The sequence below is a fragment of the Brachybacterium phenoliresistens genome, from assembly GCF_000576425.1.
Lineage (GTDB): Bacteria > Actinomycetota > Actinomycetes > Actinomycetales > Dermabacteraceae > Brachybacterium > Brachybacterium phenoliresistens.
This window is the reverse complement of the sequence record NZ_KK069999.1, coordinates 44,619-58,525: the sequence shown is the minus strand read 5'-3', so window position 1 is coordinate 58,525 and position 13,907 is coordinate 44,619. Positions and strand designations below refer to the sequence as shown.

At 75.5% G+C, this 13,907-nt stretch carries 12 protein-coding genes; 7 read left to right on the top strand and 5 right to left on the bottom strand.

Annotated elements, in window-relative coordinates; genetic code table 11:
• From BF93_RS13680 to BF93_RS13655, 6 genes are all read left to right on the top strand, one after another.
• Positions 1–753 carry a response regulator transcription factor gene (locus BF93_RS13680; RefSeq protein ID WP_084148561.1) on the top strand — a complete coding sequence of 251 codons (753 nt, stop codon included), beginning with the start codon at positions 1–3 and terminating at the stop codon, positions 751–753.
• A gap of 39 nt (positions 754–792) precedes the next feature.
• A complete protein-coding gene (locus BF93_RS13675; protein WP_038373390.1) occupies positions 793–2,181 on the top strand; it encodes an MFS transporter in 1,389 nt (462 codons plus the stop codon).
• A gap of 22 nt (positions 2,182–2,203) precedes the next feature.
• Complete coding sequence (locus tag BF93_RS13670; protein ID WP_038373389.1) at positions 2,204–3,220, top strand: ABC transporter substrate-binding protein; 1,017 nt, start codon at positions 2,204–2,206, stop codon at positions 3,218–3,220.
• A complete protein-coding gene (locus BF93_RS13665) occupies positions 3,217–4,782 on the top strand; it encodes an ABC transporter permease subunit (protein WP_038373388.1) in 1,566 nt (521 codons plus the stop codon). Before BF93_RS13670 ends, BF93_RS13665 begins: the two co-directional genes overlap by 4 nt.
• On the top strand, positions 4,779–5,828 hold the full coding sequence (locus tag BF93_RS13660) for an ABC transporter ATP-binding protein (protein WP_051486966.1): 1,050 nt from the start codon (positions 4,779–4,781) through the stop codon (positions 5,826–5,828). Before BF93_RS13665 ends, BF93_RS13660 begins: the two co-directional genes overlap by 4 nt.
• An 89-nt stretch (positions 5,829–5,917) precedes the next feature.
• A complete protein-coding gene (locus tag BF93_RS13655) occupies positions 5,918–6,568 on the top strand; it encodes a GOLPH3/VPS74 family protein (protein WP_038373386.1) in 651 nt (216 codons plus the stop codon).
• On the opposite strand, the gene BF93_RS13650 is transcribed toward BF93_RS13655, so the two are convergent.
• From BF93_RS13650 to BF93_RS13635, 4 genes are read right to left on the bottom strand one after another with little or no spacing between them, the layout of a single operon-like run.
• Complete coding sequence (locus BF93_RS13650; protein WP_038373384.1) at positions 6,565–7,704, bottom strand: hypothetical protein; 1,140 nt, start codon at positions 7,702–7,704, stop codon at positions 6,565–6,567. The two genes, BF93_RS13655 and BF93_RS13650, sit on opposite strands and share 4 nt — an antisense overlap.
• Positions 7,705–7,713: 9 nt before the next feature.
• Entirely contained in the window at positions 7,714–10,179 is a 2,466-nt protein-coding gene (gene hrpB / locus BF93_RS13645; protein WP_038373383.1) for an ATP-dependent helicase HrpB, read from the bottom strand.
• Positions 10,176–10,694, bottom strand: a complete 519-nt coding sequence (locus BF93_RS13640; protein WP_038373381.1) for a GNAT family N-acetyltransferase — start codon at positions 10,692–10,694, stop codon at positions 10,176–10,178. The genes hrpB and BF93_RS13640 overlap by 4 nt, the downstream gene beginning before the upstream one ends.
• Before the next feature lie 23 nt (positions 10,695–10,717).
• Complete coding sequence (locus BF93_RS13635; protein WP_038373380.1) at positions 10,718–11,116, bottom strand: VOC family protein; 399 nt, start codon at positions 11,114–11,116, stop codon at positions 10,718–10,720.
• Positions 11,117–11,139: 23 nt separating this feature from the next.
• On the opposite strand from BF93_RS13635, the gene BF93_RS13630 reads away from it, so the two are divergent.
• Complete coding sequence (locus BF93_RS13630) at positions 11,140–11,931, top strand: metallophosphoesterase family protein (RefSeq protein WP_038373553.1); 792 nt, start codon at positions 11,140–11,142, stop codon at positions 11,929–11,931.
• A gap of 7 nt (positions 11,932–11,938) precedes the next feature.
• Here BF93_RS13630 and BF93_RS13625 read toward each other — a convergent pair whose 3' ends face one another.
• Positions 11,939–13,864 carry an HNH endonuclease signature motif containing protein gene (locus BF93_RS13625; protein ID WP_156954150.1) on the bottom strand — a complete coding sequence of 642 codons (1,926 nt, stop codon included), beginning with the start codon at positions 13,862–13,864 and terminating at the stop codon, positions 11,939–11,941.
• Positions 13,865–13,907 lie beyond the last annotated feature (43 nt).

The following is a 13,907-nucleotide window of genomic DNA, read 5'->3' as shown; positions in this document are numbered from 1 at the left end:
ATGGCGGAGCCGAGTCCGCGCATCCTCGTCGTCGACGACGAGGAGCAGATGACCGCGATCATCTCCTTCGCCCTGGAGACGCAGGGCCTGCGGACCGTGATCGCCCGGGACGCCGCCGCGGCGCGCGCGGTGCTCGCCGGCGGCGACGTCGACCTCGTGGTGCTCGACGTGATGATGCCGGGGGAGAGCGGCATCGAGCTGTGCCGCAGCCTGCGCGACGCCTCCGAGCTGCCGGTCATCCTGCTGACCGCGCTCGGCGAGGTCGACGACCGCGTGGCCGGGCTCAGCGCCGGGGCCGACGACTACCTCACCAAGCCCTTCAGCCCCCGGGAGCTGGCCCTGCGCGTCACGGCCGTGCTGCGGCGCACCGCCGCCGTCCCCGGCGGCCGCGGGGCGCTGCGCTGCGGGGCGCTGCGCGTGGACCGCGACGCGGGGAGCGCCAGCTGGGACGGGGCCCCGATCCAGCTGCCGGAGACCGAGCTGCGGCTGCTGGCCCGCCTCGCCCAGGAGGCCGGGCGGCCCGTCCCGCTGCGCTCCCTGCTGCGCGACGTGTGGGGGACCGCGAGCGCCGAGGGCGGGCGCGACATGGTCAAGTCGATGGTGTACCGGCTGCGCCAGCAGATGCGCTCCCAGGGCGCGCCCGAGGACCTCATCGAGGCGGTCCGCGGCCAGGGGTACCGGCTGCGGGTCCTGTCCGCCGAGCATCGTCACCGAACGTCACCGTCCGACACCCCGCGGTCACCGGGCCGTTGACAGGGTGGCATCGTCCCTCCCCGACGATGAAGGAGAACGATGTCCGCCCCGACGAAGCCGGCTGCGACGACGCGCCGCGGGTTCCTCGCCGCCCCGCCCCCTGCCCCCCGCCTCAGCGACGAGGAGGTCCGCCGGGTCTACCCCCGCCGCCGCTTCGGCGTGTTCATGGGGATCTTCATCGGCTACGCCGGGTTCTACCTGATCCGCAACAACGTCTCCCTGGTCGCGCCCCTGCTCATGGAGGACACGGGCATCGACGAGCTCGGCATCGGCCTGATCGCCAACGCCGTCCTGTTCGCCTACGGGCTCTCCAAGTTCTTCATGGCCACGGTCTCGGACCGCTCCAACGCCCGCTACTTCCTGCCGCTGGGCCTGGCCCTCAGCGCGCTGGTGAACCTGTTCGTCGCGACCGTCCCGTGGGTCTCCGGCTCGATCGCCGTCTTCGCGACGGTCATGTTCGTCAACGGCTGGTTCCAGGGGATGGGCTGGCCGGCGTCCGGTCGCACCCTGGTGCACTGGTTCTCCACGAACGAGCGCGGCTGGAAGACCTCCCTGTGGAACACCGCCCACAACGTCGGCGCCGCCGGCCTCGGCGTCGCCGCCGCGGCGGCCCTGAGCTGGACGGCGGACGACTGGCGCGCCGCGTTCTGGTTCCCGTCCGTGATCGCCCTGGGCGTGGCCGCCGTCGCCTTCTGGCTGATGCGCGACACCCCCGAGTCCGAGGGCCTGCCGCCCATCGAGGAGTACCGCGACGATCCGGCGAAGGTGTCGATCCAGGCGGACGGCGACGAGAAGCCGTCCATGTGGCGCTTCGTGCGCACGCACGTCCTGACCAACCGCGTGATCGTGCTGCTCGCGGTCGCCAACGTCTTCGTCTACGCCCTGCGCTACGGCGTGCTGAACTGGGTCACGGTGTACCTCGCCGACGTCCGCGGCGCCGAGATCGGCGACGGGATCACCGGCTTCGTCACCTTCGAGCTCGCCGGCATCCTCGGCACACTCGCCTGCGGCTGGATCTCCGACCGGATCTTCCGCGGCTACCGCTCCGGCACCGGGATGCTGTTCATGGCGCTGGTCGCCGTGGCGCTGATGGCCTACTGGCTGCTGCCGCTGAGCGCACCGATCTGGGTCTCGATCGTGCTGGTCGCCGTGATCGGCGGTCTCATCTACGGGCCGGTCATGCTCATCGGCCTGCAGGCGATCGACCTCTCCCCGCGCGAGGTCGCCGGGACCGCGGCGGGGTTCACGGGCCTGTTCGGCTACCTGCTGGGCGCGACCCTCGCCTCCTCCGGCGTCGGCCTCATGGTCCGCTACCTCGGCTGGGACGTCGCCTTCGCGGTGCTGACCGCCTGCGCCCTCGGCGTCGTCGCGATCATGGCGGTCATCGGCCGCGAGGAGAAGAAGCTCATGCGGCGGGCGCACTCCTGACGCGCCGCTATCGTGCAGGGTCATGAGGATCCTCCGCCGATGCGCCGCCCTCGCGGCGCTGGGGGCCGTGCTGCTCGCGACCGCGGGCTGCGCGGCCCCTGCGGCATCGGCGTCCGTGACCGTGCTGTGCTCGAACGACGCCGCGATCTGCAGCGCCTGGGCGGAGGACTTCGCGCAGGAGACCGGCATCGCCGTGACCATGGACCGCCTGCCCACCTCGGAGGCCCTCGAGAGGATCCGCCGCGGCGAGGGGCTGCCCGAGTACGACGTCTGGCACGGCGGCGGCTCCGAGATGTACGTCGCCGCGGCGCAGGAAGGGCTGCTCGCCCCCTACCTGCCCCCGCGGACCGAGGGGATCCCCGCGCAGGTGCGCGACCCCCGGGGCCGATGGACCGGCGTGTACGTGTCCTTCCTGGGCCTGTGCGTGGACGCCGGTCGCCTCGACGAGGTCGGCGCCGAGGTGCCCCGCAGCTGGGAGGACCTGCTGGACCCGGCGCTCGCCGGGTGGGTCAGCGCCTCCTCTCCCCGCACCTCCGGGACCGCGTACACGACGATGCTCGTGCAGCGGGACCGCCTCGGCGAGGAGGAGGGGCTGGGGTACCTCGCGCAGCTGTACCCGCAGATCCCGCAGTTCACCCGGTCCGGCACGGCACCCGTCCAGGTCGTCGCCGAGGGGGAGGCGGCGGTCGGGATCAGCTTCGCGCCCTACTGCGATGCGGCCGCCGCCGCCGGCGCGCCGGTCACCACGATCCTCCCGCGGGACGGGACCGGCTACGAGGTCGGCGCGGTGGCCGTGCTCGCCGATGCCCCGCATCCCGCGGCGGCGCGCCGCTATGTCGACCGCGCGGTCTCCGAGGAGGGGCAGCGCTCCGGGGCGGCCTCCGGCATCCACCAGGTCCCCACGCAGCCGGGCCTGCCCGGGTCCTTCGACGAGGTGCGCGGGCAGCTGGGCGTCCCCGTGCTGACCTCCCCGCTGGAGGAGCGGGCCGGCCGCCGCGACGCCCTGCTGAACTGGTTCGCGGCCGAGGTCCCGGCGTGAGGGCGGCCCGTGGCGCCCTCGCCCTCGCCCTGCTCGCCTCCGCCGTGCTCGCCGTGGGCTGGCCGCTGCTGCGCATCCTCGCCGAGGCGCTGGTCGCCCTGCACGCCGGGCTCCCGCCGGGCCTGGGCCGGACCGCCGCGATCTCCCTGGCCCTCTCCGGCGGCGCCACGCTGCTCGCCCTGCTCGGCGGGCTGGGCAGCGCGCTCACGGCCCGCTGCCTGCCGCCGCGGACGAGGCGGCTGCTGGATGCGGCCCTGCTGTCGCTGCTGCTGGTCCCGCCGTACACGGCGGCGGCCGCGGTCCTCGCCGTCGGCGGGCGCAGCGGGCTGCTGCATGATCTGCTGCCGCCGCTGCCGGGCGCGCCCGGGATGCTGCTGGCGCTCACGACCACGCTGCTGCCATATCCGTACGCCGCGGCGCGCCTCGCCTGGCGCGGCGTGGACCCGCGGCTGGTCGACGCGGTGCTGGTCCACGGCGGCGGCACGGGACGGGTGCTGCGCCTGGTGCTGCTGCCGCCGCTTCTGCGGCCCGTCGCGGCGGTCGCCGTGGTGATGCTCGTGACCGCGCTCGCGGATCCCTCCGTCCCCGCCGTCCTGCGCGGCCGCGTCCCCACCCTCGCCCACACGGCCTATCTCGAGGTGATGGCCTGGGGCGACGAGGGCACCGCAGCCCTGGTCGCCGTCCTGCTCGCCCTGCCGGTGCTGCCCCTGCTGCTCCTGCTGGCGCGCACGGGCAGCCCGCTCGCCGAGCCGTGGCGCGGTCACGGGGCGGGCCCGGCGCTGGCGCTCCCGCCCTCGCCGATCCTGCGCACGGCCCGGGCGGTCACCGTCCTCGTCCTCGCGGTGATCGCGGCGCTCCTGACGGCCGCGGCGGTGCGCTCGTCCCTCGCTCCCGGGGAGCTGCTGGGCCACGGCGCCGTCGCGGCGCTCGGATCGACCCTGCAGCACGCCCTGCTGGCCCTGCTGGTCGCCGTCCCGGCCGGTCTCGTGACGGCGGGGCTCGCCGCCCGCGGCGCACCGCGGCGGGCCGCGCTGCTGGACGGGCTGCAGCTGATGCTGCTCGTGCTCCCGGGCACGACCCTCGGCCTCGCCGTCTCCCTCGCCTACCGCCTGGGCACGCCGACCCCGGTGGGGACCCTGCCCCCGCTGGTGGGCGGGGCCTCGCTCGGCTCCGGCTCGATCGCGATCGTGCTGGTCCTCGCCGCCTCGACCGCCCCTCTGGTGCACGTCGCCGCCCGGGCCGGGCGTGCCCAGATCCCGCGCGGCGAGGCCGAGACGGCCGAGGTGCTCGGGGTGGGCCGGCGCCGCCGGCTGCTGCGGCTGGTCCTGCCCCAGGCGGCGCCCCTCGTCGCCGTCGCCGGCGCCGCGATTCTCGTGCGCATGATGGTCTCGGTGACCCCGGTCGCCCTGGTCGCAGCGCCCGATGCGCCGATGGTCCCCGCCCTCGCGCTGGACCTGCTGGACCGTGCCGCGCTCGCGCCCGTCTTCGTCCTCACGCTGCTGGTCGCGATCACGATCGCCGCCCTCGCCGGGGGCGCCGCCGCGGCCGGGAGGCTCCGGTGACCCCCGCCCTCGAGATCCGCGGCGCCCCCTGCGGCGACCTGCAGGTCGCCCCCGGGGAGCTGCTCGCCGTGATCGGCCCCTCCGGCGCCGGGAAGACCACGCTGCTGCGGGAGATCGCCGGGCTCGATCCGCTGCCGCAGGGTCGGGTGCTCCTGCACGGACGCGACATGACCGCTGTGCCCGTGCACCGCCGCGGGGTCACGATGATGTTCGAGGTGCCGGCGCTGTTCGCCCAGCTCGACGTCGCCGAGAACGTCGCCCTGGCGCTCCCGGCCGCCCGCGGGACACTGGCCCGGGATCAGCTGGAGACGGCGCTGACCGCCCTGGACCTGCATCATCTCGCCCGGCGGCGCCCGCAGGAGCTCTCGGCCGGGCAGCGCCAGCGCGTGGCCCTCGCCCGGGCCCTGGTCAGCCGTCCCGAGGTGCTGCTCGTGGACGAGCCGCTGGCCCACGTCGACCCGGCGGCCCGGGTGGCGCTGCGCCGCGAGATCCTCCGCACCCACCGCAGGATGGGCACGGCGACCCTGTACGTCACCCATGACTGGGCGGAGGCGCTCGCCGTGGCGGACCGCCTCGCGGTGCTGCGCGAGGGGCGGTTCGTGCAGATCGGGGCGCCGCAAGAGGTCTACCGGCGACCCCGCGACGCCTGGGTCGCCCAGCGCATCGGCGTGCCCAACCTGCTGCCCTGCCCCGTGCTGGGCACCGCCCCGGGGAGGGTTCTCGTGCGCCCTCTCGGACGGGAGCTGTGGGTCCCGGCGGATCCGCGCCTCGCCGACGGCCGGGAGGAGGCGCTCGTGCTCGCGCACGCCCGGGCGCTCCGGGTCGTCGCCGGGCCCGATGCGCCGGCGGACGAGCTCGATCCCTCCTCGGGCAGGATCCTCGGCGGGAGCTTCGGCGGCGACCACATGGACTACGACGTCGAGACCGCCGCGGGGACCCTCGTCGTCCGGCGCACGCTCGGGCCCGGGGAGGAGCCCCTCGAGGTCGGGACCCCGGTCGGGGTCGAGCTCGTGGCGGACGCCGCGTGGGCCGTCGTCCGGGACTGAGCCGCCGTGACCGGCACGGAGGATCGTCCCGGGCCGGATTCGACCATCGTCGGTCGCGGCGGCGCGGCGCCGATGGGGACGATGGGGCCATGACCACCATCGCCCGGGCCCTGTTCCTGCTGCTGACCTCCGATGCCGGCAGATCGGAGCTCTCGGTGGGGCGGCGCGAGCCCCTGGTCGCGGGCGCGGTCACGGACCTCGTCCTGCTGCGCCGGGTCGAGCTCGAGGACGGGAAGGACCCGCGGGTGCGCGTGGTCGATGCCACGCCGGTCGGGGACCCTGCGCTGGACCATGTGCTGGTCGGGCTCGGCGAGCTGGAGGGGAAACGGCTGAGCGCGCTCGTGGGCCATCGGCGGCTGGACCCGACGGACCTGCTGGCGGAGCAGCTCGTGGCCGAGGGGGTGCTCGAGGAGCGTCGCGGCCTGTTCGGCGTGCGCGTCGTGCCGGTCGACGGGCACCAGGAGGAGGCGCTGCGCGCGCACCTGGCGGCCGCGGTGGGCGGCGAGGTGGAGCCGACGGCGGGGGACGCGGCGGTGCTCGGCGTGCTGCGGGCGCTGGACGTGGCGCATCGTCTGCTGCGGGACCATCTGCCGGGCGTGACCCGGCGCCAGCTGCGCGACCGGATCGACGAGATCAGCCAGGGCGTCCCCACCCTGGACGCGGTGCGGCGCTCCTACGACGCGATGCAGGCGGCGCTGGTCGCCACGATGATCGTGCCGATGGTGATCGCCGGCTCCTAGGCGGCGCGCAGGCCGGTGCCGTCGGCCTCCATGACGTAGAAGGTCTCGGTGTACTCGTCGCCCACGGAGAAGCGCACGAGCACCGGGCCGGTCCACTCGCCGTCCTCGGCGAGGTCGCGGGAGACGGTGAAGCTGACGTCGCCGGGATCTTCGAGCCCCTGCTCGGCGGCCGCCTGCTGGGCGGCGGGCCACAGCGTCTCCCAGGCGACGTCGCCCGCCGCGAACTGCTCCTGCGCGACATCGGGCTGGATGAGGGTGGGGCCGGTGCGCTCGAGGTGCCCGCGGCGGTAGGTCCACTCGTCCGTGTTCACCTCTCCGGCCGCGACCGGCGCGTCGACGACGATCAGGTCCTCCATGATCACCACGTCCATCACGCGGTCGTGCCCGGCGCCCTCCTGCACGGCGCGCAGCGCCGCGTCGATCCCGTCGGGGCTGCGCAGATCGAGGTGCAGACGGCCCTCCGGCAGGGCGGCGAGGGTCTGCTCGACGGCGGCGCGCTGGGGCAGCAGCAGGAGCCCGGCGGTGAGGAGCATGACCAGCGTGAAGGCGAGCGCACGCAGCGGCCGGCCGCGCCGGGAGGTGCTGATCAGGGGCCTCATGCGGGTGCCGTCGGCCCGCAGGGGGCCGGGCTGCGGCAGGCGCAGGGGGATCGCCTCGGAGGCGGGCGGGACGTCCTGGACCGCCGCCGGGGGCACCTGGCCGTCGACGAACTGCAGGTCCGGCTCGCCCTCGAGCAGCAGCGCCACCGGCCGCCGGATCCCGGGCTGGTGGGCGGGCATGTCGGTGAGCGGGACGATGTCCTGCAGCCGGGTGCGGAAGGCCGCGCCGTGGCGCGGCTGGACGGTCAGATCGAGCACGCACACGGGCTGGTCGTTGATCCGGGTGCCCGTCTGCCGCAGGGCGTCGATGCGTGCGGTGCCGGTGCGCCCGGCGGCCAGGGCCGCCTGCACGAGCTCCGGCGGGGCCGCCGCGAGGCCGCCCGTCGTCCGGGCGATCGACAGGAGGACGCTGGTGAGGATCACGAGGATCAGGCCGATGGGCACGCCCCACCATCCCGCTCCCGGCGGGCCGACGAGGGCGGTCACCCCCGCGGCGAGGAGGAACCCGAGGCCGATCATCCGGAGCAGTCGCAGCACCCCGGGATCCTATCGGGGCGCGTGCGGGTCCTCGGGCCAGGCGTGCTTGGGGTAGCGCCCCCGCATCTCCTTGCGGACCTGCTGGTACGGGCCGGCCCAGAAGGAGGCGAGGTCGTCGGTCACCGCCAGGGGGCGCCGGGCGGGGGAGAGCAGGTGGAACAGCACCGGCACGCGACCGTCGACCACCCGCGGGGCGACCTGTGCTCCCATCAGGTCCTGCAGCTTCACGGCGACGACGGGGCGTCCGTCGGCGTAGTCGATGCGGGCCGAGCGCCCTCCGGGCAGGGCGAGGCGCTCGGGGACCAGGGCGTCCAGGCGGGCCGCCTCCGCCCAGGGCAGCAGGCGCCGCAGGGCCGTGGTGACGTCGACCGCCTCGAGGCGGGGGCGGGCGGCGAGGTCCGGGCCCAGCCAGTCGTCCAGGCGCGCGAGCAGCGTCGCCTCGTCGACGGCGGGCCACGGGTCGCCGAGCTCGCGGTGCAGCAGCGCGAGCCGCGCCCGCAGCGAGCGGGCGGCATCGGACCAGGTCAGCACGTCCAGTCCGTCCTCGCGGAGCTTCGCGGCGATCGCCGGGGCCCGATCGGCGGCCGTCGCCGGCACCGGCGTGGAGGCGAGCACGATGGCGCCGAGGCTGCTCTCCTCCCGCGCGACCACCCGCCCCTGCGCGTCGATGCGGACGCTCCGGCGCCGCTGCAGGAGCCCGCCGGCGAGGTGCTCGGCCTCCTCCGCGGTGACCGGCGCGGCCAGGCGGATCACCGCGCCGGTGCCGTCGGCCGCGCGGCCCTCGGCCCGCTGCACCTCCCACACGGCGATCCAGGGGCGGCCGATCAGCGTGCTGCCCTCGGGCAGGGCGGCGCGGGTTCCGGAGGCCAGCAGGTAGCTGCGCGATCCCTCGGCGACGCGGCGCGCGAGGCGCTCGGGGCGGGCCAGGGCGAGCACGGTCCCGGCGCCGCCGCCGGCGGCATCGGCGGTGCTGCGCTCCCCGGCGATGCGGGTCAGGCGGTCCGTCTCGCGCCGCCACCGCTGCGTGCCGGGGGCGCGGCCGGAGCGCAGGTCGCGCAGGAGCCCCTCCAGGTCCGCGCCCTCGGCCCGATGGTCGTCGCTCACGGCGGCGACGACCTCCGCGGCCGCGCGCGGATCGCCGAGCTCGCGGGCGCCCTCGAGCAGGGCCCGCGCCTCCCGCACGCCCACCGGCATCGTCGCCACGCGCCGGCCCAGGGCCGTCGGCCGGTCATCGTCGCCGGTCAGCGCCATCTCTCGGAGGGCGGTCATGGCCTGCGCGATCGCCTCCGGCGGCGGAGCGTCCCAGAGGGCGAGGCCCCGGCCGCCCGGGGTGCCCCAGGCGGACAGCAGCAGCGCGGCATCGGTGAGGTCGGCGGTGGCGATCTCCGGCAGGGAGCGGGCGGGCATGCGCGCCTCGTCCGTCGGGGAGAAGGCGCGCACCGCCGTGCCGGGGCCCTGGCGGGCGGCGCGGCCGGCCCGCTGGACGATGCTCTCCCGGGAGGCGCTCACCGTCACCAGGCCCGCCATGTCCCGGCCGCGGTCGCGGCGCACCTCCCGGGACAGGCCCGCGTCGACGACCAGGCGCACGCCGGGGACCGTCAGGGAGCTCTCGGCCAGGGCGGTGGTCACGACGATGCGGGGCCCGTCGCCGGGGCCGCGGCCCGCGGTGGCCCGGTCCTGCTGGGCCGCGGGCAGGCGCCCGTGCAGGGGGAGGACCTCCGTGCCGGGGGTCCGTGCGCGCAGCCGGCGGACCAGCTCGTCGACCTCGCGGGCGCCGGGGACGAACACCAGGGCATCGGCCCCGTGGCGCGCATGGGCCTCGGCGGTGACATCGGCCAGGTGGTCGAGGAAGCCGCGGGTCACCCCGCGGGCGTCCAGCCGGGCCGGACCGGGGCGATGCTCCACCTCCAGCGGATGCAGCACGGAGGGGACGGCGACCGTGCGGGCCTGCAGCAGGCCGGCCACGGCGTCCGCGTCGAGCGTCGCGGACATCGCCACGACCAGCAGGTCCTCGCGCAGCTGGCGGACCTCGGCGAGCATGCCCAGCAGCAGGTCGGAGTCCAGGGAGCGCTCGTGGATCTCGTCGAGGACCACCGCGTCGACGCCGTCGAGCGTGGCATCGGCCAGCAGCCGCCGCAGCAGCACTCCCGGGGTGAGCATCTCCAGGCGGGTCTCCCGGCCCACCGCGCGCTGCCCGCGGACGGTGAACCCGACGGGACCGCCCAGCTCGCTGCCGTCCAGGGAGGCGACGCGGCGCGCCGCCGCGCGCACGGCGACGCGGCGGGGCTGGGTGACCAGGGTGCGACCGGCCACGAGGTTCGCGACCAGCGGCGGCACCACGGTGGTCTTGCCGGTGCCGGGCGGGGCGAGGACGACGACGGCCCCCTCCGCTGCGGCGTCGGTCAGCTCCGGCACGGCCCCGGCGACGGGCAGCCCCTCGCCGATCCGGGCGAGGTCGAAGCGATGGGCGCTCATCGGTCCAGGGGCCGCTGGTGGATCGCGGTGGTGCTCACGACCGGGCCCGAGGCGTAGGCGGCGGTCTCCCCGGTGGGCGCGTATCCGAGGCGCTCCCAGAAGGGTCCGGCCGCGGCAGCGTTCGCGGCGACGATGCCGATCCGCAGGGTGCGCACGTCGCCCCAGCTCCGGGCCAGCTCGAGGATCTCCTCGTGCATGCGCCGGCCGATGCCGCGGCCCCGTGCCTCGTCGCGGACGATGAGCAGGCCGATGTGCGCGACGTCCGGGCGCGGCCAGCCGTGCAGGACGTCCGCGACGGCGAGGAGCGTGCCGTCGGCCCCGTCCTCCAGGCCGATCCCGACCTTGCGGCCGGCCTCGAGCTCGGGCGGTCGCGCCGTGAGGATCTCGTGGGCGGCCCGAGGGGTCGGCGCGGCGCCGGTCACGCGGATGCTGTACCCGGGGGAGGAGTCGAGCAGCTGCTGGAGCGCGTCCTCGTCATGCGGGGATCGGGCATCGAGTCGGCGTGCGCGGAGCATCGGACCACGGTATCCCGCGGTGCTCAGGCCTGCCCGGCCGCCTCGGCCTCCGAGCGGAGGATGCAGAACTCGTTGCCCTCGGGATCGGCCAGCACGACCCAGCCGGTGCCGGGCCCGTGCTTCCCGCGCAGGTCCGCGACCTCGGTGGCGCCGAGCTCGAGCAGCCGGGCCAGCTCCTGATCCCGGGTGCCCGTGCGGGGGCGCAGGTCCAGGTGGAGGCGGTTCTTGATGGTCTTGGGCTCGGGCACCTCGATGAAGAGCAGCTGGTGGTGCGTCTGCGGGTCGCGGATCATGCACTCCTCGTGCCCGGGGAGGTTCGGGTCCTCGGGGATGTCTTCGTAGCCGAGCACGCCCCGCCAGAACTCGGAGAGCTCGTAGGCGCTGCGGCAGTCGATGGTCGTGTGGGACACGAAGCTCGTCATGGACCCACCGTAGAGTGCCGGTCATGAGCCCGCAGCTGGATTCTGTCGCCGTCCTGTCCGATGTCCACGGCAACCTCACCGCCTATCGCGCGGTGCTGGAGGACATCGCGCGCCGGGGCATCTCCACGGTGCTGAACCTCGGCGACGTGGCGGGCAAGGGGCCGCGCGGCTCCGAGGCCGTGGCCCTGACGCGGCAGCGCTGCCAGGTGACGGTGCGCGGCAACTGGGATGCCTTCCTCGACGGGCCCCGGGATCAGCTGCCGGAGGATGTCCGCTGGTGGCACGACGAGCTCACCGCGCAGGACCGTGCCTGGCTGGGGGCGCTGCCCGGGCACCACGACCTGCTGATCAGCGGGCGACGGGTGCGTCTGTTCCATGCCTCCTCGACGGACGAGTTCACCCGCGTGCACTACCACCACAGCCCCGAGCAGTTCCGGGAGATGTTCCGGGCGACGCCGTTCACGGGGGACGGCCCGGTGCCGAGCGTGGTCGGCTACGGCGACATCCACGACACGTATGTCGAGGTCGAGGACGGGCTCACGCTGTTCAACGCCGGGAGCGTCGGCAATCCGCTGGACGAGCCGACCGCCGCCTACGCGATCCTCGAGGGCGAGCTGGGCGGGGCGGACCCTGCGCCGTTCTCCCTGTCCTTCGTGCGGGTGCCGTACGACGTCGAGGCGGAGATCGCGGTGGCCCGGGAGCTGGGGATGGCCGCGGCCGATGCCTATGCCATCGAGCTGCGCACCGCGATCTACCGGGGCCGTCATGCGGAGCTGGGGCTGAGCGTCGAGGGGACGGACGCGACCGCGCGCTGAACGGCCGTCAGGGCCTGCGGTGGGTCGGCGGGGTGGGCGAGGGGGCCCGGACCTGGTAGGGGTTGGTCCATTCCACGGTGGTGCCGGTGGGGGTGGTGGGGTCGCCGTGGCGGATGGTGGTCCAGCGGCCTTCTTCTTTGGCGTGGTTGGCGCGGGTGTCGAGGCCTTGTCCGTTGTCGAGGGCTGTTCTTCCGCCGTCGCTGTGGCGGTCGATATGGTCGATCTCGCGGGTGGTGGCGTTGGAATAGGGTTCGCGGCTGATGTGGTCGCGGGTGATGATCAGGTCGCGGAGGGTGGCGCGGAATGCGCGGGACGTCTTCTCGATGGCCATGATCTCGGTGCTGGCGGGGTGTTCCCAGATACGGCGCAGTTCGGCGCAGGCGACGGCATGCGCGGCGGCGGTCTCGCGCTGCCGGGTGGTCATGCGGCTGTTCTCGGGGCCGGTGTCGTAGGGCTGGCCGCACAGGTGGGCGCGGATGGCGTGGGCGGGCACGGTCCCGTATCCGGAGAGCTGGGCGGGTTCGGTGTCGTCGTCGCGTCCCAGCAGGGCCCGGTCGGTGATGATGACGTTCACGCGGAGGGCGGGGCCGTGGGCTCGGCGGGCGGGGCGCTGCAGCGTCGGGGGCGCGGTGAGGTCGGGGCCGCGGGCGGTGCCGAGCAGGCCGAACGCGCCCGCGTCGGTGACGGCACGGTCGATGTTGCGGATCGCGTCGATGTCGATCGGGCCGGCGGCCGGGCCGGTGGTGTCCGTGAGCTCGGCGAGGGGCAGCGGGGTGTCGGTCTCGGGGAAGGTCTCGCCCTGCGAGGGGTCCGTGTCCTGGAAGACGGTCTGGTCGTGGAGGCGGTTGACGGCTTCGAGGAGGGCGTCGGCGCGCAGGGCGCTGATGCCGAGCTGGCTGCCGTGGGCGCGGGCGGTCTCGGCGGTGGCCTGGATCGTCGCCTCGATCTGGGCGATGGCCAGGGCGGGCAGGTGGGCGTGGAGGACGCCCATCCCGTCGGCGGTCGCGCGAGTGGTGACGTGGCGGCGGGCGGCGGCGTTCTTCGCGCGGGCCACGGATTCCTCGCGGGGGGAGCGCTGCTGGAGGAGGTCGCGGACGAGGGCGGTGATCGCGCGGGTTCCCAGGCCGTCGAGGTCCTGGTAGCGGGGGTGGAGGGCCTCGTCGATGTCGCGGCAGCGGGCGGGGGTCTCGGCGTGCAGCGCCCCGGCGATCGCGGAGACGACCTCCTCGCTCAGCCGCGCGGTCTGCTGGGCGCGGCGGAGGTGGGGCATGGATTCGGCGATCCGCCGGGCCCGGGCCAGGGTGCGGGAGGTCTTGTGGGTGCTGGTGCGCTGGGCGAAGGCGATGGAGGGGATGATCCCGTCCTCGAGATGGCGGCCCTGCTTGCCGAGGGCGGCGTTGTCCTCCCGGATCCGCCCGCCGGTCTCGACGAGGATCTCGTCCTCGCGGGCGCGGAGGCGGGTGCGGGTCCGGGCGAGGGCGGCTACCAGGGCCAGGGACTCCTCCGGGCTGTCCGGTGCGGCATCGGCGAGGGCGGGCGCGACCGGCGCCGGCCACGTGGCCGGAGGCGGGGGCGGGGCAGTGGTGGTGCCGGGGGCGGTGAGGGCGGCGCGGAGGTCCTCGGCGAGGTCGGCGAGGAGGGCCAGGCCGCGGGGGAGGTGGAGCAGGTCGGTGACGGCCCGGTCGATGCGGGCGACCTGCTCGAGAGCGGCCTCCTCGAGGGCGGCCTCCTCACCCGGGGCGATCCAGCCGTCCGGGGTCCAGGTGCTCTCGCGCAGGAGCTGCTCGTCCATCCGGTCGTAGTCCGCGGGGGACGGCGGGTCGTCGTCCTGGATGATCACCGCGATATTCCCGGGGTCGATGCCGGCGGCAGGAAATGACGGGGAGAAGGTTTCTCCGTCCCCGTTTCCCGGTCCTGCTCCGGCGTATCCCATGCCCCCTATTCTACGCGTCCGGCATGCCCGGGGGAAGGCTTTC

Bases quoted from the DNA above. Each gene is read 5' to 3' on its own strand.
- BF93_RS13680 (WP_084148561.1), top strand. From the start codon at position 1: ATGGCGGAGCCGAGTCCGCGCATCCTCGTCGTCGACGACGAGGAGCAG.
- BF93_RS13675 (WP_038373390.1), top strand. From the start codon at position 793: ATGTCCGCCCCGACGAAGCCGGCTGCGACGACGCGCCGCGGGTTCCTC.
- BF93_RS13670 (WP_038373389.1), top strand. From the start codon at position 2,204: ATGAGGATCCTCCGCCGATGCGCCGCCCTCGCGGCGCTGGGGGCCGTG.
- BF93_RS13655 (WP_038373386.1), top strand. From the start codon at position 5,918: ATGACCACCATCGCCCGGGCCCTGTTCCTGCTGCTGACCTCCGATGCC.
- hrpB (WP_038373383.1), bottom strand. From the start codon at position 10,179: ATGAGCGCCCATCGCTTCGACCTCGCCCGGATCGGCGAGGGGCTGCCC.
- BF93_RS13640 (WP_038373381.1), bottom strand. From the start codon at position 10,694: ATGCTCCGCGCACGCCGACTCGATGCCCGATCCCCGCATGACGAGGAC.
- BF93_RS13635 (WP_038373380.1), bottom strand. From the start codon at position 11,116: ATGACGAGCTTCGTGTCCCACACGACCATCGACTGCCGCAGCGCCTAC.
- BF93_RS13630 (WP_038373553.1), top strand. From the start codon at position 11,140: ATGAGCCCGCAGCTGGATTCTGTCGCCGTCCTGTCCGATGTCCACGGC.
- BF93_RS13625 (WP_156954150.1), bottom strand. From the start codon at position 13,864: ATGGGATACGCCGGAGCAGGACCGGGAAACGGGGACGGAGAAACCTTC.